The 17,332-nt window shown below is 45.7% G+C and carries 12 protein-coding genes; 6 read left to right on the forward strand and 6 right to left on the reverse strand.

What is annotated here, in order from left to right; genetic code table 11:
- Positions 1 to 73: 73 nt before the first annotated feature.
- The gene (locus QUA83_RS00395) at positions 74 to 589 is read right to left on the reverse strand and encodes a pentapeptide repeat-containing protein (protein ID WP_333290833.1); all 516 of its coding nucleotides are present in this window, start codon (positions 587 to 589) and stop codon (positions 74 to 76) included.
- Positions 590 to 603: 14 nt separating this feature from the next.
- Here QUA83_RS00395 and QUA83_RS00400 point away from each other — a divergent pair, with 14 nt between their 5' ends.
- A complete protein-coding gene (locus QUA83_RS00400) occupies positions 604 to 1,209 on the forward strand; it encodes a YraN family protein (RefSeq protein ID WP_333290834.1) in 606 nt (201 codons plus the stop codon).
- A gap of 198 nt (positions 1,210 to 1,407) precedes the next feature.
- On the opposite strand, the gene QUA83_RS00405 is transcribed toward QUA83_RS00400, so the two are convergent.
- On the reverse strand, positions 1,408 to 1,797 hold the full coding sequence (locus tag QUA83_RS00405) for a hypothetical protein (protein ID WP_006632408.1): 390 nt from the start codon (positions 1,795 to 1,797) through the stop codon (positions 1,408 to 1,410).
- A 148-nt stretch (positions 1,798 to 1,945) separates the two neighbouring features.
- Between QUA83_RS00405 and queA the strand changes: the two genes are divergently transcribed.
- Complete coding sequence (queA, locus tag QUA83_RS00410) at positions 1,946 to 3,085, forward strand: tRNA preQ1(34) S-adenosylmethionine ribosyltransferase-isomerase QueA (protein WP_333290835.1); 1,140 nt, start codon at positions 1,946 to 1,948, stop codon at positions 3,083 to 3,085.
- Positions 3,086 to 3,127: 42 nt separating this feature from the next.
- On the opposite strand, the gene rpmF is transcribed toward queA, so the two are convergent.
- A complete protein-coding gene (rpmF, locus tag QUA83_RS00415; RefSeq protein WP_006632406.1) occupies positions 3,128 to 3,301 on the reverse strand; it encodes a 50S ribosomal protein L32 in 174 nt (57 codons plus the stop codon).
- A gap of 180 nt (positions 3,302 to 3,481) precedes the next feature.
- Positions 3,482 to 3,958: a TM2 domain-containing protein gene (locus tag QUA83_RS00420; RefSeq protein ID WP_333290836.1), complete on the reverse strand. Its 477-nt coding sequence runs from the start codon at positions 3,956 to 3,958 to the stop codon at positions 3,482 to 3,484.
- Between the two features lie 424 nt (positions 3,959 to 4,382).
- Between QUA83_RS00420 and acsF the strand changes: the two genes are divergently transcribed.
- The 3 genes from acsF to QUA83_RS00435 all read left to right on the forward strand — a co-directional run bounded on the left by acsF (position 4,383) and on the right by QUA83_RS00435 (position 7,897).
- Complete coding sequence (acsF, locus tag QUA83_RS00425) at positions 4,383 to 5,459, forward strand: magnesium-protoporphyrin IX monomethyl ester (oxidative) cyclase (protein ID WP_333182559.1); 1,077 nt, start codon at positions 4,383 to 4,385, stop codon at positions 5,457 to 5,459.
- Between the two features lie 162 nt (positions 5,460 to 5,621).
- Complete coding sequence (locus QUA83_RS00430) at positions 5,622 to 6,503, forward strand: hypothetical protein (protein ID WP_333290837.1); 882 nt, start codon at positions 5,622 to 5,624, stop codon at positions 6,501 to 6,503.
- Positions 6,488 to 7,897 carry a site-specific DNA-methyltransferase gene (locus tag QUA83_RS00435; RefSeq protein WP_333290838.1) on the forward strand — a complete coding sequence of 470 codons (1,410 nt, stop codon included), beginning with the start codon at positions 6,488 to 6,490 and terminating at the stop codon, positions 7,895 to 7,897. Before QUA83_RS00430 ends, QUA83_RS00435 begins: the two co-directional genes overlap by 16 nt.
- 121 nt (positions 7,898 to 8,018) lie before the next feature.
- On the opposite strand, the gene QUA83_RS00440 is transcribed toward QUA83_RS00435, so the two are convergent.
- Entirely contained in the window at positions 8,019 to 11,399 is a 3,381-nt protein-coding gene (locus tag QUA83_RS00440) for a tetratricopeptide repeat protein (RefSeq protein WP_333290839.1), read from the reverse strand.
- Positions 11,400 to 11,740: 341 nt separating this feature from the next.
- The gene (locus QUA83_RS00445; RefSeq protein ID WP_333290840.1) at positions 11,741 to 15,406 is read right to left on the reverse strand and encodes a CHAT domain-containing protein; all 3,666 of its coding nucleotides are present in this window, start codon (positions 15,404 to 15,406) and stop codon (positions 11,741 to 11,743) included.
- A 269-nt stretch (positions 15,407 to 15,675) separates the two neighbouring features.
- On the opposite strand from QUA83_RS00445, the gene QUA83_RS00450 reads away from it, so the two are divergent.
- A complete protein-coding gene (locus tag QUA83_RS00450) occupies positions 15,676 to 17,190 on the forward strand; it encodes a phospholipid carrier-dependent glycosyltransferase (protein ID WP_333290841.1) in 1,515 nt (504 codons plus the stop codon).
- The last annotated feature ends 142 nt before the right edge of the window (positions 17,191 to 17,332 follow it).

Here is a 17,332-nt window from a genome sequence, read left to right on the forward strand (position 1 = left end):
TGAGATAAGTAAGAAAGCCCTTAGTACAAGCTTGTTTGTACTAAGGACTTTATTCCTTTATTAAACGAGCCTTTTAATAATCGCAAAAAAGAGTTTCGCGAGTATCTCTACCCGTCACCGGATTAGTACCTTTTGCCACTTTACAAAGTTTTTCTATCATATCGTCTCGCAGCAGTGTCTCTGTAAAATCAGCACCGTCAATAATAGCTCCTTCCAGCCTGGTATTGTAAGCGAAAGCACCCTCAAGGATAGCATTAGTTAAATTCGCTTTCATCATGCGAGCTAAATCTAAAGTAGCACCCGTGAAATTAGCGCCTTCTAAATTTGCTTCTTCCATATTGGCAGCAAAAAAGCTGACGCCCCGCAAATCTGCATTAGTAAAATTGCTGTTGCGAAGATTGGCTTTATTAAAGCTGTCGTCAGTCAGAACTTGGCCAGTAAAATCAGCGCCGACTAGGATTTCTTTGTCGTGATCCAAAGCCCAAGCAGGTGCGGGATTAATGCCGAGCGCCCCAGCGGCAATTACTGCTAAAATAACAAAACTCAGCAAGAAAGTATAAATATGTTGGCGAATTCGAGAAATCATCATACAAGTTCAAGCTAATGGGCAGTCGTGACAGTTCAGAATTGAATTCTACCAGAAAGAGCGATCGCCAGCTCGCCACGGCTGACTCCAATTGCCCCCAATCGCCCAACTCTAGGGATATCGGCACATTGGGAGAAAACTTAGTCGCCGACTGGTTGCAGCAGCAAGGTTGGGAAATCCTGCATCGGCAGTGGCACTGTCGCTGGGGAGAAATTGACATCATCGCACTCGGAAGAGATGAAGAAAGCGAAATCAACAGAGGTAACGAAAATTCCCCATTCCCCATTCCCCATTCCCCATTCCCCATTCCCCATTCCCAAACATTAGCATTTGTAGAGGTGAAAACTCGCCGCCGGGGAAATTGGGATGCTGGTGGAATGTTGGCTATTACTACCACAAAACAAGCCAAACTTTGGCAAACAGCCGAAATATTTTTAAGCACTCATCCAGATTTAGCCAATAATTCTTGTCGCTTTGATGTGGCTTTAGTCAGGTGCGAACCTTCACAACAAAACACTAAGCGAGTATTACCACCATTAACAGCAGCGCACTCTCAATCCGCCGTTGCAGGAAACTACCGACTCACCCTGCAAGAATACATTCGCTCGGCTTTTAGCAATTAAAAATATATAATTAAAATTTAGAGGGTAAAATCTCAAAGCAATGTCACTAGGTAATTTTAAATTGTTAACTTGCCTAGGCTGTCGCGCATTTCTCTCTTGAGCTTTAATGGAGCTGAAAAAAGCGTTAAATCTTCTCCCGCTTTCCCCTTCTCTCCCTCTCCTGTTCTGTCATCACAGTTAATTTATATGCGTAGCAATCTAGGCCAGAGTTTCCGGGCAATATCCCAGACCCTTGACAAACTGCTGGCGAAACGCTTCAATTTCCTTACGGTCAGGGCTGCCGTGACAAACCACGGCCACCTGGTAGCGGCGCATCACGCTCAGTGGCGACTGTCCGGTTTCCAAACTCCAAAGTGCCATTTGCAAGCGAATTTCAGGATCGTAAGGAATCCCGAGTTCATTCATAAAAGCCCGAAAATCCCCGTGCATTTCGGGAGTTAAATATTGGCTCATTTTCACCTTTACGACCCAGCCGTCAATTTGGTGAATAACAGTGATAAATTGCAAGGGAAGATGATGAGCCGTGCGTAGGTAATCCACGACTCTCAGAGTAAGGCTAGTATTGGCGATGTAGTAGAGGTATTCCATAACGATCCTTATGAGCAAAGCTGATGCTATACCTCTATCCTCGCGGGCTATACCCGCCACCACAAGGGGAAAAGCACCCGACTTTGGATGGGGGTTTTTACCCAATTTGTTACCCAGTTGACAGATCGATCGCACAGGAATTCACTTGATGACAGAGATGGACTGGTCTTTGGACGGCTACGACTACGAACTTCCGCCCTCGCGCATTGCCCAAAATCCCGTAGTGCCGAGGGACAGTTCTCGCTTGCTGGCTGTAGATTCTCCCAGCAGCCACCAACACCGGATTTTTAGGGATTTACCCGATTTGCTGCAACCTGGGGACTTGCTGGTACTCAACAACACCCGCGTGCTGCCAGCGAGGCTCTACGGGCACAAACCCAACGGCCCGGCTGTGGAGATATTGTTGATGGAAGAACGGCAGCACAACTGTTGGCTGGCTTTGGTTAAACCGGGGAAACGCTTAAAGTTGGGAGCAAAAATTGAGTTTGATCGCATCGCCCCTGCCTGTGAGGACTCTACCACAGCTCCTTGCTGTTGCCTTCCCGATGCCACGATGCCCGATCGTCGTCGATTGACTGCGACAGTTATAGAGAGGGACGACGCAACAGGTGGACGGCTGCTGGAGTTTGACATCCCCACAGATGCGAATTTGGTGAAGTTTTTGGACGAATACGGCCACGTACCCCTGCCGCCCTACATCGACAATTCCCAAGCTTCAGCGGAACAGTACCAGACTGTTTATGCCGATCGGCTTGGGGCGGTGGCTGCCCCCACAGCAGGCCTGCACTTCACCGAAGAATTGTTCAGCCGCTTGGAACAGCGGGGAATCGAAAAAACTTTTGTCACCTTACACGTCGGAGTAGGGACGTTTCGCCCAGTGGAGGTGGCAGACGTAACGGCTCACAAAATGCACGGCGAATGGGTGGAAGTACCCCCCGCCACCGTTGAGAAAATTCGGGAAACTCAAGCCCGAGGCGGGCGGATCATTGCCGTGGGTACAACAGCAGTGCGAGCTTTAGAGGGAGCCGCCGCCGCGAGTGGCGATTTTTCCTTGCAACCTTTTTGCGGCCCGACCCATTTGTTTATCTACCCTGGTTACAAGTGGCGGGTTGTAGAGGGGATGATTACCAATTTTCACTTGCCCCGCTCTACTTTGATGATGATGGTAAGTGCGATGATTGGAAGGCCTCGGCTGTTGGATTTGTACCGAGAAGCGATCGAGCAACAGTACCGCTTTTATTCCTTTGGCGATGCCATGCTGATTTTACCAGCAGCAAAAAAGGATTGATCGATCGGGCATCGGGTTCGCCCCATGCCCGGTATTCCGTTTCTATTCTTCCTCCTCTTCTTCATTGCCGGGATACACGAAGCTGTTGGAACGCCCAGTCAGAACAGATTTGCCCAGAGACAGAGCTTTCTGAGCTGCCACTACAGCTTTGCGCTTCCATGTGGCCTTACGCATATTCTTCTTGGATTTGGAGGTTTTCTTCTTAGGGACTGCCATGACGCTAAATACTTTCTGCTTGCTTATATAGACAAACAAACATTCTAGCCGATTTTGCCAGCAATGCTTACTCGAAAAACCGCAACAACTGCTGGGCCAGCAATATCAAGTAGTAGGGTGCGTCAGCGATTAGCTTCTGGAAAAATAGACAAAATCCCCTACATAACGCACCCGCAGCAGCTAAAGTTCGTGAAAGTGGTAGATCACGACGCCAGTTACGGCATCGTTCTCGATACTCACATAACCTGTTTTGAGCATTGCCGTGAAAGCCTCTTGCACTTCGGCAAAAGTAGCGCCGGTTGCCATCACCCCTTGGGTGACAGATAATCTTCCGTTCTTGGTATAAGCTGCCTTCAGGAGTTTAACCCCTAACTGGTCTGGAGTTTGCTTGGGATATGTCGCGGCGATCGCCCCGCTGACTGGATATAGCGGTATACCTTCGCGAGATACGCCGAGTTTGCCCCTGAGACTGGCATTGCGTTCGTCCACCATGTTCGGCAGCAGCAGCAAGTCAAACAATTGCCCAAACCCAAACAAACCAAAGGTAAACAGCCACAGCAAACCCGTACCAATCTTGCCGTTGTAGAGGCGGTGGAGTCCGAATGGGCCGAAAAAACAAGCTGCCCATAAAAGGTAACTAACACCTAAATTGCTCATTTTCTGACCGTCCTGCCTGGTTATTCTAAGAATTGGAGTCCCTCTATACATTTTGTACTTTCTATCGGGTGTTTGAACAGTTTGACACCAGCAGATATTTGTGCATTGTCCGAAGTTATTGGTTGTTTACTACCAATTCCCCAATTCCCCATGCGCCATGCCCCATGCGCCATGCCCCATGCGCCATGCCCATGCCCAGTGAGTAATTTTGCGTAGCAATTCTTAACGCCAGCAACATATTTGCGTGGGCGAGAGCTTGGTAAACTGGAGGGCGTGGAAATTACAGCAGCTTAGACCTGGATTCCACACGGAGCGCCAAACGAAGCGCGCCGCCAGCGCTGGCCGGACATACACGAGCGCGATCGCCCGCAGTACCCGACAATGGAAACAAGCGAGTAGTTATAAGCAGAAATCCAATAAACATATGGTAGATTCCCTCAAAAAACCCACTTTTGAAGAACTGCGGCCGGGAGTGAAAGCCCCAGCCAAAGAAACTATTCTCACGCCGAGATTTTACACAACAGATTTTGACGAGATGGCCAAAATGGACATCTCGGTAAATGAAGCCGAACTAAAAGCAATTATTGAAGAGTTCCGCGTTGACTACAACCGCAACCACTTCGTGCGTGATGCCGAGTTCGATCAATCTTGGGAACACATCGACGGCGAAAAGCGCCAGTTGTTCATTGAATTCCTGGAACGCTCTTGCACCGCAGAGTTTTCTGGATTCTTGCTTTACAAAGAATTGGCACGCAAGCTCAAGGACAAAAATCCAGTGCTGGCCGAAGGTTTCTTGCTGATGTCGCGGGACGAAGCGCGGCACGCCGGATTCCTCAACAAAGCCCTGTCCGACTTTAATTTGTCCCTAGATTTGGGTTTCTTGACAAAGAGCCGCAGTTACACATTCTTTAAGCCCAAGTTTATTTTCTACGCGACTTACTTGTCTGAAAAGATCGGTTATTGGCGCTACATCACGATTTATCAGCACTTAAAAGCCCATCCTGAAGACCAGATTTATCCGATTTTCCGATTCTTTGAAAATTGGTGTCAGGATGAAAACCGCCACGGAGATTTCTTCGATGCGGTGATGAGAGCTCAGCCTCAGATGTTGAACGATTGGCGTGCTAAGCTTTGGTGCCGTTTCTTCTTGCTGTCAGTGTTCGCGACAATGTATCTCAATGATATCCAGCGCGCCGGTTTTTATCGATCGCTCGGTCTCGATGCTCGCGAATACGACATCGAAGTGATTAAAAAGACCAACGAAACAGCAGGCCGCGTATTCCCCGTCATGCTGGACGTGAACAATCCCGAGTTTTATGAAAGGCTGGATGTTTGCCTCAAGAACAATCAGAAGTTGACTGCAATTGTTGCTTCTAATACTCCGAAATTCTTGCAGTTCTTCCAAAAATTGCCTTTGTATCTGTCGAACGGCTGGCAGTTGTTGAAGCTGTACTTCATGAAAACAATTGAATCACCTTCAGTACAGGGCGCTGTGCGTTAAGTTTTGATTTTTCATCCTCTGTGACGGCGGTTCTGCGACAAGCGGAGCCGCTTTTTTTGGTATGATGTTAGATTAGTTTTCATGGGCGGGCGTGCGATATGGTTTCAAATTCAATTAAGGAACTTTATGAAGGAGTTAATTGTGAGATGAGGAATGAGTGATATGAGTTCGGGAAGACGCAACTCTTTTGCAGACTACAAAGCCGATGGACAGAACTGGATCACCTTGACTGCCGGAGAATACTATCCCGATATATTGCAGGAGGCTTGCGAACTTTACGAACCTGTTCTAGTAATGTTTGGGCAATTACTCAGGACTTCTGAATCATCGGTGCGTCTATTTATACAGATTTCAGAGGTTCCCAGCACATGGATGCGAGTTCAACTTTTTAGGGTGTTTCGCAAGTATGTCAGCCCTGAGCTTCCCGTGGAAATGCTCAGAAGGAAAAAAAAGGCAACGGAAATTTGCAATCAGTTCGGAGTACGTTTTAGGTCTGTTCAAGAAGTTCAAGCTGCTTATATGACTCGTCCAATTCCCGATGAGGCACTGTCGGCTTTATTGTGGGAATACAAAAGTCGCGGAAAAAAGGGATACGACTTAACTGAAAGATTTTTCTCCTTATTCCGGTTACACTTTCCCTACTTGGCAATCAGAGGGCCAGAGCGAGCTGGAAAAGATATCCTGATGGGAAATGTCTTCGCCAACTATCCCAACCCGAAACGTCCTGTTGATTTTGTGATTTACGATATTAATGAAAATGACTTGCTGGCAATAGGATTGGCAAGATATGATTCAGATAGAGGCGGTGCACAAGAAGACGACCGAACAGGTGGTTATCGTAGCTGCGCTGATGAAATCCTCAGCTATACACAAAATCATAACTTAAGAACTAAAGTAATTTTCCTGAATGATGGGCCTGGTCTCTTACTCGGATCGATGTGGGATGACTACGCAAATATTGAAAATAGCTGGCAAGACAAGATTATTGTATTGACACTGCGTATGGTTCCAGATCGGATTACAGTGGAATGGCTGCGTTCTTGAAAATAGGAGTGACAATGGCTACGGGTATTTCTAAAAAACAATCGCAGGGTCAAGCTGCATCTAATTTTAGTGAAAGCCAATTAAACAATAGCTTGGATGCGTGCTTTTCCTATCCAGGAAAAGTGCCTGCAAGTGAAGTTTTAGACACTCATCAAGCTGAATGTGTAAAACTGTGGTCTAGCAATGAACAGCTAAGTCTGGCAAATGAAAACCGTCTTTACTATGGTGATAATTTACCAATTTTAGCATCTTTACTTAAAGATAGTTCAGTAAAAGGTAAAGTAAGATTAATTTATATAGATCCGCCTTTTGCAACTAAAAGTGTGTTTCAATCGCGTTCTCAGACTGCGGCTTATTCTGACTTATTAGGAGGGAACAGTTATATTGAATTTATTCGTCAGAGGTTGATACTATTGAGAGAGTTATTAGCTGATGACGGCTCAATATATGTCCATCTTGATGATAAAATGGCATTTTATATCAAGGTGATTATGGATGAAATTTTTGGTCAACGCAATTTTAGAAATTGGATTACTCGCAAAAAATGTAATCCCAAGAACTACACAAAAAAGACTTACGGGAATGTTTCAGATTTTATCCTGTTTTATAGTAAATCAGATACTTATGTCTGGAATCGTCCTGTTGAAGAATGGACTGATAAGCGCGCCAACAAAGAATATGAATATATTGAAAAGGAAACTGGACGGCGATATAAAAAGGTTCCGATTCATGCGCCGGGAGTGCGAAATGGCGAAACTGGAAAGTCTTGGCGAGGGATGAATCCGCCACCGGGAAAGCATTGGCAATTTCCACCTCAAACACTAGATGAAATGGATGCTAGAGGGGAAATATATTGGTCTGCAACAGGAAATCCCCGTCGCAAGATATATTTGGATAGCAGTAGCGGGATTCCCGTACAAGATATTTGGCTAGAGTTTCGCGATGCTCACAATCAGAATATTAAAATTACAGGTTATCCAACAGAGAAAAACCGTGATCTAGTTAGTAGAATTATTCGAGCTTCATCAAATCCTGATGATTTAGTGCTCGATTGCTTTGCCGGTTCGGGTACGACTTTGAGTGTTGCTTCGGAGTTTGGGAGGAGATGGATAGGAATTGATAATAGTTCTGAGGCGATCTCAACTACTTTGCGCCGTTTTGCTAAGGGTTGCGAACGGATGGGCGATTTTGTCAGCCAGCAAACATCCCTACACCAGAATCCATCGGATGACGAGTCTCGCCAATTATCGCTTTTTAACTTAGATGAATCTCTATTTCAAGCTGAGTCTCCCTTAGAAAAAAGCGAGATGATTAATAACTTTGGTCTTTATGCAACTGATTCGTTTGCTGGGGAACTAGAAGATATTGTGAGGCAATGGAGAGAATGGCAGTAGCAGCCTACAAAAAAAATCACAAAAAGCATTCCGCCACATTGCAAAAATTTGCTCGACTATTACCATATAAGATATATCAACTATTAACCTGACTTGATATCATAAGGGTTTTTCATAAAATTTATCGCCATTCCCCCTGAAGCGTAAAAGCCGCCCAATAATAAGGAGAACGCCACTCTTCCTGCTTCAACATTTCCAGTTGCGCCGCCCTCAAGGCCGCCGCTGGCGTTAATCCTTTTTGCAGCATTCCCTGATAGAAACTCGACATTAACGTAGCCGTTCCTTCATCGTCCACACTCCACAAACTCACCACCACTCGCTGAGCACCTGCATACATAAATCCCCGTGTTAATCCTACCATGCCCTCGCCTTGAATGTTCTGCCCCATTCCGGTTTGACAGGCGCTTAACACTACTAAATCTGCTGCTAATTTGAGATTGAAAATATCCGTAAGTCTCAGGAATCCATTTAAAGGGTTGCCCTTTTCATCTATCAGTGACAAGATGAGTCCCGATAGTTCCGGGTTAGTGCTATTCGCTAAACCGTGAGTGGCAAAATGAATGATTTTATATTGGCTTAAGTTCTGACTGGTTGCTGCGGCGCGGCTGGCTTCAAAATCCAAAGATTCGGTGCGAGAATTGGCAGGAACTAATGCTTGAATGATTTGAGCTTCTTGGCGAGTGAATTTTAAACGGCTCAACTGTATGTTATTGTCGCGACCAGAGCGGCTTAAACCCAGATTTACTGATTCTATTGCTTGCAGATTGGTGGCGGTTGACTGGTTTTGTAATCGTTCATCTTCCGGGCTAAAAACTGGATCTGCGAGAATCGCTAAAGTCCGAGTAGGAGGTTGTCTGTCACTGTAGTTTTGTCTTAATATTCCCAAGGTGGAAGCTGAAGGCAGCAGCACGATTTCATGGTCTACTATTAAAGGCGAATTCCGATTTTTACCGGGTGTTTCAGGGAGCGAGAGGGCCGCAAAGGGAAGGTAATTGAGAATGCCATCGCCAACAATCAGCAGGCGTTTTTGAGCGAGTTGTGCTGCTACGGGCTGTAAGATAATTTGACTGATAGCATCGTTGGCTTGGGCGATTTGATTGGGGCGGTTTCGGGAAATTGGAGCTGTGACAGCATCGCGGAATTTTCTGGCATTTGTCTCGATGTCGGCAGCTTTTGGTAATTCATAAGTGGTGATGCTGGTTTTGGTTACAGCCCAGAGATAGCTGCGCTCTTTCCCTAGAGAATACTGGAGTAAAATTGTCTGATCATCGAGGATTTGTTGTTGAATTTGTGCAAGCGTTAGAGGTTGCGGTTGGGTGAGGGCTGCGTACCGGGGGCTAGTAGCGCGGATTTGTGTTTGAATGTCCTGATATTGTGCGATTAAAGTTTGCCGTTGTTGTTCTAATTCTGCTTCTTGGGTGGGAGTGTAGTTGGGGCGATTGATAACTTCGACGCGCCGTTTTTCTAGGGCATCGAGTTGCTGTTGCACACTGCGTTCTCGCTGCAATAATTCAGGGGCGACACTTTGGCGAATATCGGCATTTGCTTCTTGCAGAAGTTCGAGGAGACTGCGGGCGCGGGAACGTTCGCTGGCTTCAAAGGCTTTGGTATCATAACCAGATTTGGGTTGCGTTTTGTGCAGTTGCATTAACAGATCAATGTAGAACTGGTAATAGTTTTGTACGGTGGCAAAGTATGAGGTGCGGAGTTCTGGGCTGGCAATTTTGGTGCGGAGGCTTTCAATAATTTTGAGGGAGGCTTCAATCTCAGTGAGAGCTTGGTTAAGATTACCATAGTCACGTTTGATAGTAGCAATACTATAGAGGGTAAGAGCTTCTAAGGAGCGATCGAGGGTGGCTTGACTCAGAGGAAGGGATTGATTGAAATACTCTAATGCTTTCTCTTTGTTTCCTAATTCTGCGTAGCTCCTGCCGATACCTATAAGGCTGTAGGCTTCTCTTTGGCGATCGCTTGCTTCCCGGCTCAAAGAAAGAGACTGATTGTAATAGTTTAGGGCTTTTTGTTGGTCTTCTAATTCTGCGTATATGTTACCAATGCCAGTGAGGGTGCGAGCTTCTCCAGAGCGATCGCCTACTATGCGCTTGAGGATAAGGGATTGGTTAAAATATTCTAAGGCTTTCTCTTTGTCTCCTAATTCTGAGTAGGCAATGCCAATGCTGGTGAGAGTGGTTGCTGCTGAGGAGCGATCGCCTAGAGTCTGGAAAATTGGAAGGGACTGGCTGTAATACTCTAAAGCTTTCTGTTGGTCTCCCAATTCTGAGTAGACATGGCCAATGCTGATTAGAGTAACAGCTTGCCCAGAGCGATCGCCCACAGCTTGGTTGATGGGAAGAGACTGGCCGTAATGCTCTAGGGCTTTCTGTTTTTCTCCCACTTCTGAATAGACAATACCTATGTAGTTAAGGGTACGAGCTTCTTGTTCGCGTTCACCTATAGCCCGGAACAATTTAAGGGACTGGTTGTAAGAGTCTAAGGCTGTTTGTTTCTCTCCCAATTCTGAGTAGACTCTACCAGCAGAAATCAGGGCGAAGGCTTCAACAGAGCGCTCGCCTATTTCTCGACTGAGGGGAAGAGATTGGTTGTAATAATCTAGGGCTTTCTGTTTTTCTCCCAAACCTGAATAGACATTGCCAACGACGATCAAGGTGAAAGCTTGCCAACGGCGATCGCCTATTTCCTGGCTCAAAGAAAAGGACTGATTGTAATACTCTAGCGCTTTCTGCTGTTCTCCAAATTCTGCGTATATCATGCCAATACCTAGAAGGTTGTAGGCTTCTTTTTGGCGATCACCTATTACCCGGCTCAAAGAAAGGGACTGATTGTAATAGTCTAGGGCTTTCTGTTTTTCTCCTAAAACTGAGTAGACTCTGCCGATGTTGGTGAGGGTGACAGCTTCCCCTGAACGATCGCCTATTGCCCGACTCAGGGGAAGGGACTGGCTGTAATACTCTAGCGCTTTCTGTTTTTCTCCCAAATCTGAGTATACTTTGCCGATGCTGTGGAGGGTGGTAGCCTCCCCAGCGCGACCGCCCCCGGCCCGAAACAGCTTTAACGCTTCTTCATATTTGGCGAGTGCTTTTTTTAAAGATTCCGCCGTCCCCTCCTGGTAAACTTGATCCCCTTCTTTCAAAGCTCTTTCAGCAGCAGCCGCCGCAGGATTGCCCTCGGACTGCTGCGATACCCCTTGACTAATTTTTATCGCACTGGGTGCAGCTACCGCCGGGACTCCTAGCAAAATCAGAGCACTTACAGCGAGTCCGTAACGCCCCCAAACCCAAAGCGTGAGATTCATAAATACCTGCTCAAAGAAGACCTTGTTAACCGGTATCATAGTCGATCGCAGCTTATCAGGTGCGATTTCCCGGACTGCGTGCCGGTTACATCGGGGGCATATTGTGCCAGTCCACCGCTGCACGTAGTGCCGCATCCTCCAAGTGCGATCGCCCTTAGAGGATTTGCCTCCGCGAAGATTAAAAGTCATAATTGTAATTTTTACGCTATTCTCAACTCAGTATTTTTAAATTAGCGATCGCTCCCAAACCTAGCCTCTACTATTTTTTGATGTTTTATGAACGCCAACAAAAAACAATCCCACAAATCAATGTTTGTTTTTGCCCTGGGAATGCTCGGTGTGTTCCTCTTTTCCTTAACACTCCGATTTTGGGAACTAGAGCGATTTAACACTTTAGTAGAAGAAGGAAGAAGGAAGACGGTTGACTGTTGACTTTTGGCTGTTGTTCATGGCAAGCCGGATGCCCGATGGCCGTATAGGTTTTATCAGCAATTATTCAAACTTGATATCATAACGGTTTTTCATAAAATTTATCGCCATTCCCCCTGAAGCGTAAAAGCCGCCCAATAATAAGGAGAACGCCACTCTTCCTGCTTCAACATTTCCAGTTGCGCCGCCCTCAAGGCCGCCGCTGGCGTTAATCCTTTTTGCAGCATTCCCTGATAGAAACTCGACATTAACGTAGCCGTTCCTTCATCGTCCACACTCCACAAACTCACCACCACTCGCTGAGCACCTGCATACATAAATCCCCGTGTTAATCCTACCATGCCCTCGCCTTGAATGTTCTGCCCCATTCCGGTTTGACAGGCGCTTAACACTACTAAATCTGCTGCTAATTTGAGATTGAAAATATCCGTAAGTCTCAGGAATCCATTTAAAGGGTTGCCCTTTTCATCTATCAGTGACAAGATGAGTCCCGATAGTTCCGGGTTAGTGCTATTCGCTAAACCGTGAGTGGCAAAATGAATGATTTTATATTGGCTTAAGTTCTGACTGGTTGCTGCGGCGCGGCTGGCTTCAAAATCCAAAGATTCGGTGCGAGAATTGGCAGGAACTAATGCTTGAATGATTTGAGCTTCTTGGCGAGTGAATTTTAAACGGCTCAACTGTATGTTATTGTCGCGACCAGAGCGGCTTAAACCCAGATTTACTGATTCTATTGCTTGCAGATTGGTGGCGGTTGACTGGTTTTGTAATCGTTCATCTTCCGGGCTAAAAACTGGATCTGCGAGAATCGCTAAAGTCCGAGTAGGAGGTTGTCTGTCACTGTAGTTTTGTCTTAATATTCCCAAGGTGGAAGCTGAAGGCAGCAGCACGATTTCATGGTCTACTATTAAAGGCGAATTCCGATTTTTACCGGGTGTTTCAGGGAGCGAGAGGGCCGCAAAGGGAAGGTAATTGAGAATGCCATCGCCAACAATCAGCAGGCGTTTTTGAGCGAGTTGTGCTGCTACGGGCTGTAAAATAATTTGACTGAGCGTGTTGTTAGCTTCAGCAACTCGATCGGGAATGTTTCGGTAGCGCGGGTTAGTCACAGCATCCCGGAAATTGCGGGCCACTTTTTCGATGTCGGTACGTTTAGGCAATTCATAACTGGTGATACTGGTTTTAGTCACAGCCCACAGATAGCTGCGTTCTTTCCCTAGAGAATACTGGAGTAAAATTGTCTGATCATCGAGGATTTGTTGTTGAATCTGGGCCAGGGTTAAAGGTTGCGGTTGGGTGAGGGCGGCGTACCGGGGACTGGTGGAGCGGATTTGGGCTTGAATGTCCTGATATTGTCCTAGTAAAGTTTGCAGTTTTTGGTCTAATTCTACTTTTTCTGCGGGGGTATGATTGGGGCGGCTTAGAGTTTCGATTCGGCGTGTTTCTAAGGCATCGAGTTGCTGTTGTAAATTGCGTTCTTGCTGCAACAATTCCGGGGCGACACCTTGGCGAATATCGGCGTTTGCTTCTTGAAGAAGTTCGAGGAGGCTGCGGGCGCGGGAACTTTCGCTAGCTTGAAAGGCTTTGCGATCGTAACCAGAGTTGGGATTGGTTTTGTGCAGTTCCATTAACAGGTGAATGTAGAACTGGTAATAGTCTTGTACCGTGGCAAAGTATGATATGCGGAGCTCGTGGTTGGTAATTTTGGTGCGGAGGTTTTCGATGATTTTGATGGAGGTTTCAATGTCAGTGAGGGCTGCGATTAAATTGCCTCGATCGCCTTTGATATTAGCCATATTGTAGAGGGTGAGAGCTTCCCCAGGACGATCGCCCACAGCGCGAAACAGCGGCAGGGCTTGGTTGAAATATTCTTCTGCTTCCTGCTGTTTTCCCAATTCTGAGTAAGTAGTACCTGTATTGTTGAGGGTGAGGGCTTCTCCACGCCGATCGCCCACTTTCTGTCTCAAATCGAGGGCTTGTTTGTAGTAGTCGAGGGCTGTTTGTTTTTCTCCCAAATCTGAATAGACTAAGCCAATATTGGTAAGGGTAGTTGCTTCCTTAGCCCGATCGCCCATAGCGCGGAATAAGGGAAGGGCTTGGTTGAAATACTCTTTTGCTTTCTGTTTTTCTCCCAAATCGTTGTAGGCTAAGCCGATGTTGTTGAGTGTGGTGGCTTCCGCAGTGCGATTGACCAAAGATTTGTCGCTGTTTGCGGGTAGGTTCGAGATGTTGCTGAGGTTGATACTTGCTTCAGGGCGATCGCCCCTTTCCCGAATTAAGGAAAGGACTTGGTTATAGTAGTCGATGGCTTGCTGTTTCTCTCCCAAAGCATAGTAGAAGGCGCCGATATTGTTGAGGATGAGGGCTTGCATCTGGCGATCGCCTACAGTCTGAGACCCAGAAAGGGCTTGCTTGTAGTAGTTCAGGGCTTGCTGTCTTTCTCCTAATCTATTACTAATCAAGCCCATTATATTCAGCGTCTCAGCTTCCTTGTCCCGATTTCTAAGCATTTGATAAAGCGAACGCGCTGCATCAAACTTTTGCAAGGCCTCCTGGTAAGATGCTGCTGTTTCCTGAGCCAATAGTCGCTTAGCTTCCTGAAGCAATCGCTCGGCTTCATCTGTTTTTTGATTTAATCGTTGTTTGTTTTTCTCAATTAATCGATCGGCTTCCCCATCCGGGATTTGATTTCTACTGAGATCGAGGGTGGTCAGATATACCAATCCCGCTAAAGGTGTGGCATCTGCGATTTGATTTCTACTGAGGTCTAGGTTAGTTAGATTTGTCAATCCCGCTAAAGGTGTGGCATCTGCGATTTGATTTCTACTGAGGTCTAGGGTGGGCAGATTTGTCAATCCCGCTAAAGGTTTGACATCTGCGATTTGATTTGATGCTAGGAAAAGCACTATCAGATTTGTCAATCCCGATAATGGTTTCACATCTGCAATTTTATTGCCACTCAAATAAAGAAAATTCAACTCCGTCATTGTCGATAAAGGTGTCACATCTACAATTTGATTAGATGCGAGGGACAGCCCTGTTAGATTAGTCAATCCCGCTAAAGGTTTTACATCTACGATTTGATTAGCTTCGAGGAAAAGCTCTGTCAGATTAGTCAGTCCCGATAATGGTTTCACGTCTGAGATTTGATTGAATTTGAGGACGAGGGATCTCAGATTAGTCAGTCCCGATAAGGGTTGCACATCTGTTATTTGATTTACACTGAGGTTGAGCCTTCTCAGATTGGTTAATTTTGATAATGGTTTGATATTGACTATTTGATTGTCAGCTAGGTAAAGTAGTGTGAGATTAGTCAGTCCAGATAATGGTTTCACGTCAGAGATTTGATTGGAAGTGAGGGTGAGAAATCTCAGATTAGTCAGTCCCGATAAGGGTTGCACATCTGTTATTTGATTTGTACTGAGGTTGAGTTCTCTCAGATTGGTTAATTTTGATAATGGTTTGATATCGACTATTTGATTGCGAATTAGGGAAAGTTCTGTGAGATTAGTCAGGGTTTTTTGAGCGCGATCGCACTCTTGTGTTTTTGCTTTTGATAGCAACACCTCCACCGTATGTCTGGCTTCAGGGGTCAAATTCTCTTTGTTGGTACAGAAATCAGCAAAGCTTTCAAATGTCTGGGGATTTGGCGCGGCGGCAGAGCCCATCAGCATAGTCGCACCTACAGCTAACCCCCAACGCCCCAAAATCGAAAGTATGGGATTCATAAACACTCGTTCAAAAAAGACATGATTAGCTGCTATCATAATCTATCGCACCTTGTGATGCGCGCTTTTCCTTCCGGCTTGCCAATTAGATCGGGAGCATATGGTGAAACAATAGTCGCTACTGCTTCTCGCTGCACTCTCCAAGCATTATTAGAAGCCGGGTTTAAGAAACTGGGTATTTCAAAAAAACCCGGTTTCTCCTCAAAAATTCGGTTTTTGCAAAAGTCCTATTTTACGTTACTCTATACTCAGGAATTTTAAATTAGCGATCGCCCTCAAATTTAGGATCAATTATTGGCTGCTGTTTTATGAAAATCAAAAAACAACAATTTAACAAATCGAATGTTATTTTTTCCCTAGCCATGCTCGGCATTTTTCTATTTTCCTTAACTTTACGCTTTTGGGAACTAGAGCGATTTAACACTTTAGTATTTGACGAGGTTTATTACGCTAAATTTGCCAACAATTATCTCACAAAAACTCCTTTTTTCAACGCTCACCCACCTCTGAGCCAGTACATAATTGCGATCGGCATTTGGATCGGCACTCACCTTCCCTTCGGAAAAACAGCCGTCAACAGTATGGCTGGTTCCCTGCTTTCTCCTTGGGATTACCGCTGGCTGAATGCTCTTACAGGTTCCTTTATTCCGCTAGTTGTAGGAGGGCTAGCTTATCAGCTAGTTCGGCGCCGCACCTTTGCTTTTCTTGCTGCTTTATTTATCGCCTGCGACGGTTTGTTTTTAGTTGAGTCTCGCTACGCCCTAAACAACATTTATCTGGTTTTATTTGGGATTTTAGGTCAGTTATTTATTTTAAAATCCGTAGAAGCCGAAGGCAAAAAGCGCTGGCTTTGGCTGGTACTAGCCGGGATAGGTTTCGGCGCATCTGCGGCTATCAAATGGAACGGATTGTGGTTTCTTTTCGGTACTTATCTAATTTTAATCTGTGCTTGGGCAGTTCGTTTTATCCAGGGTAACAGAGGAAATGAAGAACAAAGCCGCGAGGTATATTCACCTCTAATTCCTGCCGAAAGTCCAGTACAAAAACTGACTAAACTCAATTTTATAGAACTCTGCTTGAGTCTAGCTATTATTCCTATTATCGTTTACAGCATCTCTTGGATTCCTCACCTGCACTTTAATCCAACTCCCAATTTCTGGCAGATGCAAACGGAAATCTTGACTTATCACCAGCGGATTAAAAGTGGCCCAGATGTGCATCCTTACTGTTCCGCGTGGTACGGTTGGCCGTTGATGCTGCGCCCGATAGTTTACTTCTTCAAAAAAGCTAGCAACAATGCACAATCAGATCCGGTTTTGCCGCCTTTACCTGAAGGTGCAACTGAGATAATTTTTGACGTTCACGCAATGGGAAATCCCTTCCTTTGGTGGCTGTCAACCTTAGCTTTACTGCTAGTAATAGGAGTTTTAGTTCACCGGATTTTGGTGTGGCTGCAAACGCGCAGCGAGGCTTCTGTTGACACGATAGAACAGCAGCGGCCGATTTTGTTTCCGCCGACTGCTGAAATGTGGCTGGGGTTATATTTAATAGTTAATTGGGCCGCTAATTTGCTGCCTTGGGTGAAGGTGACTCGCTGCATATTTTTATACCATTATATGGGCTGTTCTGTGTTTGCAGCCTTAGCGCTTGCTTGGTGGACTGACAGGTGGCTGCACAGCCCTCAAACTCGACTCCGAGGGATGGGGGTAACAATTATTTTTCTGGTTTTGGGTGCTTTTATTTTCTGGATGCCTATCTATTTGGGACTGCCTTTGTCGAAGTGGGAATTCAATATTCGGATGTGGCTGCCGTCTTGGGTTTAAGTTAGAAATAATTCTTTTATGAACGGGCAAGATGCCCGTTCCACAAGAAAATTAAGTTTTGTGGAACAGGCCGAAAAGCCTGTTCCTAACCAAGGTGCAAGATGTAAGTTATAACATTTATGACAAAGGTGAGTTTGCGAAA

The organism is Microcoleus sp. K1-B1 (assembly GCF_036704705.1).
Lineage (GTDB): Bacteria > Cyanobacteriota > Cyanobacteriia > Cyanobacteriales > Microcoleaceae > Microcoleus.

Bases quoted from the DNA above. Each gene is read 5' to 3' on its own strand.
- QUA83_RS00395 (WP_333290833.1), bottom strand. From the start codon at position 589: ATGATGATTTCTCGAATTCGCCAACATATTTATACTTTCTTGCTGAGT.
- QUA83_RS00400 (WP_333290834.1), top strand. From the start codon at position 604: ATGGGCAGTCGTGACAGTTCAGAATTGAATTCTACCAGAAAGAGCGAT.
- QUA83_RS00405 (WP_006632408.1), bottom strand. From the start codon at position 1,797: ATGGAATACCTCTACTACATCGCCAATACTAGCCTTACTCTGAGAGTC.
- queA (WP_333290835.1), top strand. From the start codon at position 1,946: ATGACAGAGATGGACTGGTCTTTGGACGGCTACGACTACGAACTTCCG.
- rpmF (WP_006632406.1), bottom strand. From the start codon at position 3,301: ATGGCAGTCCCTAAGAAGAAAACCTCCAAATCCAAGAAGAATATGCGT.
- QUA83_RS00420 (WP_333290836.1), bottom strand. From the start codon at position 3,958: ATGAGCAATTTAGGTGTTAGTTACCTTTTATGGGCAGCTTGTTTTTTC.
- acsF (WP_333182559.1), top strand. From the start codon at position 4,383: ATGGTAGATTCCCTCAAAAAACCCACTTTTGAAGAACTGCGGCCGGGA.
- QUA83_RS00430 (WP_333290837.1), top strand. From the start codon at position 5,622: ATGAGTTCGGGAAGACGCAACTCTTTTGCAGACTACAAAGCCGATGGA.
- QUA83_RS00435 (WP_333290838.1), top strand. From the start codon at position 6,488: ATGGCTGCGTTCTTGAAAATAGGAGTGACAATGGCTACGGGTATTTCT.
- QUA83_RS00440 (WP_333290839.1), bottom strand. From the start codon at position 11,399: ATGACTTTTAATCTTCGCGGAGGCAAATCCTCTAAGGGCGATCGCACT.
- QUA83_RS00445 (WP_333290840.1), bottom strand. From the start codon at position 15,406: ATGATAGCAGCTAATCATGTCTTTTTTGAACGAGTGTTTATGAATCCC.
- QUA83_RS00450 (WP_333290841.1), top strand. From the start codon at position 15,676: ATGAAAATCAAAAAACAACAATTTAACAAATCGAATGTTATTTTTTCC.